General features: G+C 72.9%; 7 protein-coding genes. 5 read left to right on the top strand and 2 right to left on the bottom strand.

The genetic code is table 11. From position 1 onward, the window contains the following. Nucleotides 1-21 precede the first annotated feature (21 nt). Genes AOK03_RS26510 through AOK03_RS26490 form a run of 5 tightly spaced genes read left to right on the top strand, consistent with a single transcriptional unit; the run spans nt 22 to nt 5,107 of the window. On the top strand, nt 22-861 hold the full coding sequence (locus AOK03_RS26510) for a Rossmann-like domain-containing protein (RefSeq protein ID WP_055567861.1): 840 nt from the start codon (nt 22-24) through the stop codon (nt 859-861). Continuing rightward, entirely contained in the window at nt 858-2,186 is a 1,329-nt protein-coding gene (locus AOK03_RS26505) for an MFS transporter (protein WP_244177761.1), read from the top strand. The genes AOK03_RS26510 and AOK03_RS26505 overlap by 4 nt, the downstream gene beginning before the upstream one ends. A 50-nt stretch (nt 2,187-2,236) precedes the next feature. Then, the gene (locus tag AOK03_RS26500; RefSeq protein ID WP_425264416.1) at nt 2,237-3,289 is read left to right on the top strand and encodes a FecCD family ABC transporter permease; all 1,053 of its coding nucleotides are present in this window, start codon (nt 2,237-2,239) and stop codon (nt 3,287-3,289) included. 1 nt (nt 3,290) lies between these two features. Beyond that, nucleotides 3,291-4,088, top strand: coding sequence for an ABC transporter ATP-binding protein (locus AOK03_RS26495; RefSeq protein ID WP_055567860.1), 798 nt, complete (start codon nt 3,291-3,293; stop codon nt 4,086-4,088). A 17-nt stretch (nt 4,089-4,105) separates the two neighbouring features. After that, nucleotides 4,106-5,107 carry an ABC transporter substrate-binding protein gene (locus tag AOK03_RS26490; RefSeq protein WP_055567859.1) on the top strand — a complete coding sequence of 334 codons (1,002 nt, stop codon included), beginning with the start codon at nt 4,106-4,108 and terminating at the stop codon, nt 5,105-5,107. Nucleotides 5,108-5,109: 2 nt separating this feature from the next. Here the strand turns inward: AOK03_RS26490 and AOK03_RS26485 are convergent, their stop codons facing one another. Together AOK03_RS26485 and AOK03_RS44285 are read right to left on the bottom strand one after the other, a co-directional pair. Beyond that, nucleotides 5,110-5,961, bottom strand: coding sequence for an SMP-30/gluconolactonase/LRE family protein (locus AOK03_RS26485; protein WP_055567858.1), 852 nt, complete (start codon nt 5,959-5,961; stop codon nt 5,110-5,112). After that, a partial coding sequence (locus AOK03_RS44285; protein WP_279616335.1) for an IclR family transcriptional regulator occupies nt 5,958-6,342 on the bottom strand: 385 nt, incomplete at its 5' end. The genes AOK03_RS44285 and AOK03_RS26485, both read right to left, overlap by 4 nt.

Raw genomic sequence — 6,342 nt, 5'->3', positions numbered from 1 at the left:
ACCTCGGAGAGAACCCCCCCCATGTCGCACACCACGCCCCACACCGTCGCGGAGCTCACCGACGCCGTCCTGGCGGGCGCCCACGGGCCCGACCCGGCCGACCTCACCGTCACCAGCGCGTTCTGGCTGTACAACACCACGCGGCTGGCCGGCGGCGACGTCACCTACCACAACCACTACTTGCTGCTCCGCGTCGGCGACGCCTTCGGCGCCTGCTCCTTCGAGGCGGGTGAACTCGCCCCGGGCTTCTGCGAGAACGCCTCAGGACGCTCCCTGGACAAGCTGCTCCGCGACGAGGCCGCGCCCGTGCGGACCGCCGCGCTCGACGCCTACTTCGCGCGGGTGCGCCCGCACCGCGACGCCGACGACGCCGAGCGCGTGATGCTCCCGACCGGCACGCCCGAAGAGCGCGCCGAGGCCCGCGACGCCGCCGTCGCCGGGCTGCTCGACATCGAGCCCGGCGCGCGGGTCGCCCTGATCGGCGTGGTCAACCCGCTCGTCGCGGCGATACGCGAGCGGGGCGGCGTCTGTCTGCCCTGCGATCTGAACCTGCGCACGACCGCGTGGGGCGAACCCGTCACCGACGACATGACCGAGGTGCTCGCGGCGGCCGACGTCGTGGTCGCCACCGGCATGACGCTCAGCAACGGCACGTTCGACCTGATCCTGCGCCACTGCGTGGAACACGGCGTGCCGTTGATCGTCTACGCGCAGAGCGGCAGCGCCGTCGCCCGCGCCTTCCTCGGCGCGGGCGTCACCGGGCTCAACGCCGAGCCGTTCACGTTCTCCCAGTTCAGCGCGGACGCCACACCGATGTACCGCTACCGCGCCGCCCTTGCGCCGAACGGAGCGGCGGCGTGAGCACCGATGCCACCAAGGACTGCACGAACGGCGGCGACGCGGACGTGCTGCCGGGCGATCTGCGCATGGCGCGCACGCTGTGGCCGGTGCTGCTCGCCTCGGCGGTCGGACTGCTGCCGTTCACCGTCTTCAGCACGTACCTCGTGCCCATCGCCGACGAGGCGGGCAGCAGTGTCGCGGCGATGGGCGGCCTGCGCGGCCTCGGCGGGCTCGCCGCCCTGCTGGTCGGCACCGCGCTGGCCCCGGTCATCGACCGGGTGCCCCGGGAGTGGGCGGCGGCGGGCGCGCTCGTGGCGCTCGGCGCGTCGGCGGCCCTCGGCGCCAGTGGGGACTTCCTGCTGCTCGCCGTGTTCTGCCTGCTCATCGGCGCGAGTACGGCCGTGCTGAACCCGGCGCTCACCGCCGCGGCCGCCGACCGCTTCGGCACCGGCAAGGCGGCCGGGCGCGCGGCGACCCTCGTCACGGCGACCACGTCCATGACCGCGATGCTCGCCGCCCCGGTCATCGCGCTGCCCGCGCTGTTCTGGGGCTGGCAGGGCGACCTGTTCGCGGTGACCGTGCTGTCGCTGCTGCTCGCGGCGGTCTTCGTGGCCCGGCGGGGACGGCACGCGGGGCCGGGCGAGGAGGCCGCCGCGGCGGGACCGCGCCTGGGCTACCTCGCCTCGTTCAAGGCCCTGGCGGCGGTGCGCGGCATGGTGCCGGTGCTGCTCATCGGGTTCCTGCGCACCGCGGTGTTCATGGGGTACCTGTCGTATCTCGCGGCCTTCTACGAGGAGCGGTTCGACCTCGACGCCGAGCTCTTCGCGTTCGTGTGGACGCTGAGCGGCGCGTCGTTCTTCGTCAGCAATCTCCTCACCGGGCGCATCACCAACGCGGCGGAACCGCGCATCGGCACGGAACGCATGCTGGCCGTCGGGCTCGTCGCCGCGCTCGTCTCGGTCGTGGGCTTCTACTTCACGCACTGGCTGCCGCTCGCCCTCGCCATGACCGCGCTGCACGCGGCGAGCCACGCCGTCGTCGCCGCCTGCGTCGTCAGTCTCATCGTGCGGCGCTGCGGGACGACGCTGCGCGGCTCGGCGCTGAGCCTCAACGCGGCGGGGCAGAGCCTCGGCGTGTTCGCCGGTGCGGCGCTCGGCGGCGCGGGCCTCGGCCTCGCCGGCTACCCCGGCACCGCCGCGGTCTTCGGCGCCCTGGTCGTCGCGGCGCTCGGCGCGGCGGTGCTGGTGCTGCGCGCGAACAGGGCGGACGGGACGGACGGGACGGACAGGGCAGGCAGAGCGGACAGGGCGGACAGGGCGGTCCAGGAGAGGACAGACACCACGTGAGCACCACCAGCCACACCGACCTGCGCCACACGGACCCACCCCCCACCGACCTGCGGGAGCGGCTCTCCTCACCCAGGGTCCTCGTGCTGACCTGCGTCGCCCTGTTCCTCCTGCTGCTCGCCTCCGTGCTCGTGGCCATCGGCCTCGGCGCCGCCGTGGTCACGCCCGCCGACACCGCCCGCCTCCTGTGGGCCGCCCTCACCGGCGGCCGCATCGACGCGGACGAGACGACGACGTACCAGATCATCTGGCAGATCCGCACGCCGCGCGTGCTCCTCGCCGCCCTGGTGGGCGCCGGGCTGAGCGCGGTCGGCGTGGCCATCCAGGCGATGGTGCGCAACGCGCTCGCCGACCCGTTCGTGCTCGGTGTCTCCTCGGGCGCGTCGGTCGGCGCGGTCGGCGTCACGGTCACCGGAGGCCTCGCCGCCCTCGGCGTGTACGCGGTGTCCGCCGGTGCCTTCCTGGGCGCGGTCGTGGCCTCGTTCCTCGTGTACGTCGCCTCCGCCGGCCGGGGCGGGCTCTCGCCGCTGCGGCTCGTCCTGACGGGCGTGGCGATGTCCCTCGGGCTGCAGGCCGTGATGAGCGTGATCATCTACTTCGCGCCGGACAGCGAGGCGACGGCGATGGTCCTGTACTGGACCATGGGCAGCTTCGGCGCGGCGAGTTGGGGCGCGCTGCCCGTCGTCGCCGCGGTCGTGCTCCTCGGCCTCGCCGTGCTCCACCGCTACGGCAGGGCGCTGGACGTCCTGGCGCTGGGCGACGAGACCGCGTCCAGCCTGGGCATCAGCCCCGACCGGCACCGGACGGCGCTGCTCGTCCTCGTCTCGCTGATCACCGGCGTGATGGTGGCCGTGAGCGGCGCCATCAGCTTCGTCGGGCTCGTCATGCCGCACCTGGTGCGGATGGTGGTCGGCGCCACCCATGCCCGGGTGCTCGCCGTCGCCCCGCTGGCCGGTGCGGTCTTCATGGTCTGGGTGGATCTGCTGTCGCGGACCGTGGTGGCCCCGCGCGAGCTGCCGCTCGGCGTCATCACGGCGCTCGTCGGGGTACCCGTCTTCATCGGCCTGATGCGCCGCAAGGGCTATACGTTCGGGGGGCGTTGAGATGGATCTGCGGATCCACGGGATCTCCGTGGACATCGACGGCAAGCGCCTCGTCCACGATCTCTCCCTGGACGTGGGGAGCGGTGAGGTCGTCGGCCTGGTCGGGCCGAACGGCAGCGGGAAGTCGACGGCGCTGCGCTGCGTGTACCGTGCGCTGCGCCCGGCCTCCGGCGCCGTCCTCGTCGGCGGCGACGACCTGTCCCCGCTCTCGATGCGGCGCGGTGCGCAGCTCGTCGCCGCCATGACGCAGGACGGCGCCGTCGACCTGGACTTCACGGTCGAGGAGGTCGTCGCGCTCGGACGCGCCCCGCACCAGCGCGGAAACCAGGCGCTGACCGCCCGCGAACGGGAGCTGTGCGCGGGGGCGATGGAACGTCTCGACATCGGCCACCTCGCCAAGCGCGGGGTCCTGACCCTGTCGGGCGGGGAGCGCCAGCGCGTGCTGCTGGCCCGGGCGCTGGTCCAGGAGCCGCACATCCTCGTGCTCGACGAGCCGACCAACCACCTCGACGTACGCCACCAGATCGAGGTCCTCTCCCATCTGCGCGGCGCCGGGCCCACCGTCCTGGTCGTCCTGCACGACCTCAACCTCGCGGCGGCCGCCTGCGACCGGATCGGGGTGCTCGCGCAGGGCCGCCTCGTGGCGTCCGGGCCACCGGCCGAGGTCCTCACCGCGTCCCTGATGGCCGATGTCTTCGGCGTACGGGCCACCGTCGTCCCGCACCCGCTGACGGGCGACCCGCAGCTGCTGTACGCACTCCACCCCGCACGCCCGGAACCCTCGCTCCCGAACCTCTGAAAGGCACCGACTCCCCCATGTCCCACACCAGATCCATCGCCCTCGCCTCCGCGCTCGCGGCCGCACTGGTACTGAGCGGCTGCGGCGCCGAGATCGACTCGGCCGACGGCGCCGAGGCGTCCGAGAAGAAGGTCGCCGTCAAGCGCTGCGGCGAGTCCGTTCCGTACAAGGTCCCCCAGCGGGCGGTCGCGTACGAGGGCGGCAGCGCCGACAAGCTGTTCAGCCTCGGCCTGACCGAGCACGTGCACGGCTATGTGATGCCGCCCGCCAACCCGCCGGTGAGCGAGTCGCCCTGGGCGTCGGAGTACGCCAAGGTGAAGATGCTCAGCGACGACCTGCTGAACAAGGAGCTCGTCGTCGAGGCGGAGTCCGACTTCGTCGTCGCGGGCTGGAACTCCGGCTTCAGCGACCAGCGCGGCATCACCCCGAAGATCCTCGACAAGCTCGGCATCCAGAGCTTCATGCACACGGAGAGCTGCTTCAACTATCCCGGGCACCCGGAGAAGGTCACCCCGTTCAAGGCGCTCTACACCGACCTGGAGCGGCTCGGAAAGATCTTCCGGGTGGAGAAGAAGGCGGACCGGGTCGTCGGTGATCTCAAGAGGCGCGTGGCGGCCGTGGAGAAGAAGGCGCCCACGGGCGGCGAGCGGGTGCCGGTCTTCCTCTACGACTCCGGCACCGACCAGCCCTTCACGGCCGGCAGTCAGGTGCCGCCCAACGACATCATCAAGAGCGCGGGCGGCAGGAACGTCTTCGACGGCCTCGACGAGCGCTGGACGCAGGTCAACTGGGAGGCCGTGACGAAGGCCGAACCCGAGGTCGTCATCATCTTCGACTACGGCGACCAGCCCGCGAAGAAGAAGATCGAGTTCTTGAAGAAGTCCCCGCACACGAAGGAGCTGCCCGCCGTCAAGAAGAACAACTTCTTCGTCCTCGACTACAACGAGGGCATCAGCGGGCCGCGCAACATCGACGGCCTGGAGAAGTTCGGGAAGTACCTCGGGGAGCTCAAGAGCTGAGCTCAGCCCGCGAAGGCGGTTCCCGGCAGGCCACGGCCCGCGTCCGGCACGACCAGCACCGAACCCGAGAGCGGGTGCGGGCGTTCGAGGCCGGTGCGGGCCGTCGTGACGTACAGGTCACGCAGGTCGGGGCCGCCGAAGGCGCAGGCCGTGGGGCGGCGCACGGGAAGTTCGACGATCCGGTCCAGGCGGCCGTCGGGCGTGTAGCCGCGGATCGCCGCGCCGTCCCAGAGCGCCACCCAGACGCGGCCGTCGGCGTCGACGGTCAGCCCGTCGGGAAAGCCCGCCCGCTCCTCGATGTGCGCGAACGGCCGCCGATTGACGGCGTGTTGACCGTCGAAGTCCAGTACGTCGATCCGTCGCGTCGGGCTGTCCACGTAGTACATGAGCCGCCCGTCGGGGCTCCAGCCCGTGCCGTTGCTGACGGCCACGCCGTCGGCCGCTTCGGTCACGGTGCCGTCGGGGGCGACGCGCAGCAGGCTGCCGCCGCCGGGCGCCTCGTCGTAGCGCATGGTGCCCGCCCAGAGCGCGCCGTCGGGCGCGACCGCCGCGTCGTTTCCGCGGCGGCCCGGCACGGGGTCGCGGACCAGCCAGGTGAAGGGTGCGCCGCCGGGGCCGTAGAGGCCGATGCCGTCGCGGAGGTTGACGACCAGGCCGCCGCCCGCGCGGGGCTTGGCGGCGCCGACGTGCTGTTCGGTGGCCATCACCGTGCGGCGGCCGTCCCCGGGGGCGTACGTGTGGACGCGTGAGCCGAGGATGTCGACCCAGATGAGGCGGCCGGTCGTCGCGTCCCAGGTGGGGCCCTCGCCGAGCGAGGCCTCCGCGCGGACCGCGACGTCGTACGCACGGCTCATCGCGCGCCCCGGTGGCCGAGGCGGACCGACAGGTCTCCGGCGCCCTTGGCGGCGAGGTCGGCCAGTTCGCGCTCGCGCTCCTCGGTCCAGCGGATCATCGGCACGGAGATGGAGAGCGCCGCGACGACGTGCCCGGCGCCGTCCCGCACCGGCGCGGCCACGCAGCTGACGTCCGGGTTGGACTCCCGGTGCTCGACGGCGACGCCCTGCTCGCGGACCCCGGCGAGAGCGGTGAGAAGCTCGTCCGGGTCGGTGATGCTGTGCGGGGTCATGGCAGTGAACTCCCGCCCCCGGACGCGGGATTCGAGCTCGTCCTGCGGCAGTGAGGCGAGCAGCATCTTGCCGACCGAGGTGCAGTGCGCGGGCAGCCGGCGGCCCGCC

The organism is Streptomyces atriruber, from assembly GCF_001418325.1.
GTDB lineage: Bacteria > Actinomycetota > Actinomycetes > Streptomycetales > Streptomycetaceae > Streptomyces > Streptomyces atriruber.
The sequence above is the reverse complement of the archived record's forward strand: the minus strand, read 5'-3'. Positions and strand labels throughout refer to the sequence as shown.